This is a genomic window from Mesorhizobium sp. M4B.F.Ca.ET.089.01.1.1 (assembly GCF_004022605.1).
GTDB classification, from domain to species: domain Bacteria; phylum Pseudomonadota; class Alphaproteobacteria; order Rhizobiales; family Rhizobiaceae; genus Mesorhizobium; species Mesorhizobium abyssinicae.
On sequence record NZ_RZOS01000876.1, the window covers coordinates 1 to 1,199 of the forward strand.

Genomic DNA, 1,199 nt, shown 5'->3' on the forward strand with positions numbered 1-1,199 from the left:
TATGAAAAGCTTCCGATTCGAAAATATCTGGCTTCTCTCACAGCAGGAACAGAGGGCTCGGGCGGTGAAATTCCACCGAACGAAGAACCTCATCGTGGGGATGAACCACACCGGCAAATCGAGCCTGATTAAATCGATATTCTTCGCGCTCGGCGCTCGCCCGCAAGGCGACTTGGCGGATTGGGATAAGAACGCAGTTTCGCTGGTCGAATTCAGCGTGGACGGCAAAAAATACCGGGCGCTTCAACAGAACGCGTACCGCGCACTGTTCTCCGCATCCGGCGACATGATCGAGGCTACGGGAAACCACAAGGACTGGACCGCGGCATTCGCCCGAGTCACCGGCTTTAATCTCGCGCTCACCGACAAAAGCAGGGAAACGGTCGTAGCTGACGCCCGTTGTTTCTTTCTCCCGTTCTACATCAATCAGGATGGAAGCTGGCTCTCAAACTGGAATACCTTTGTCGGCCTACAACAGTACCAAGCGCCCGTACAGGCGATCCTAGAATACTTCACCGGCGTCAAGCCTCCGGAATACTACGAGATAAATTCGCGGAAGGCACAGGCTCAGCGCGCTCTTGATGATCTGCGCATAGAACAGAGAATGACATCTCAGGTCCGTGAACGATTCGGGGAGGCTATGCCCCTCGCTGGTCCGAAAGTGGTGCCTGAGAATTTCGAGCACGACGTTGAACGCCTGACTGAAGAAGTGACCGCGCTCAATGCGCAACAGGAACGGTATCGCGATGTGGCGGTGCGAGAGCAAGAGGTGCTGGAAAGCATCCGTCTTCAGGTCAAATTGGCGACCGCGACGCTCTCCGTCTATGACAGCGATTCATCATTCCTCCGTGATGAGGCCCACGCGACATTGGCCTGCCCCACGTGCGGAGCAGAGCACGAGAAGCCATTCTTAGACATGCTGACGTATGCCGAAGACGCTCGCGTTCTCCGCGAACTCGTGGTGCGGCTTCAAGCCGATGCCGGCAAGGCGGCCGAGCAATACAACCAAACGAAACGGCGGCTGGGCAAACTCGAAAATCAGTACCAGAGGGTGTCAGAAGTTCTCAATACCCGACGCGGCGAACTGGAGTTTGGCGAAGTGGTGAGGGGGATCGGAGCTGAAGCTGCATTTCAAGCCTTCGAAAGCGAGTTGCGAACCCTCAAGACAAAAATCGACGAACGCCTGAGCGAAATAGATA

1 protein-coding gene is annotated in these 1,199 nt (G+C 55.5%); it reads left to right on the forward strand.

The genetic code is table 11. The features are described 5' to 3' along the window. Positions 1–100: 100 nt before the first annotated feature. On the forward strand, positions 101–1,199 hold a 1,099-nt coding region (locus EN780_RS39195; RefSeq protein WP_210215084.1), incomplete at its 3' end, for a hypothetical protein.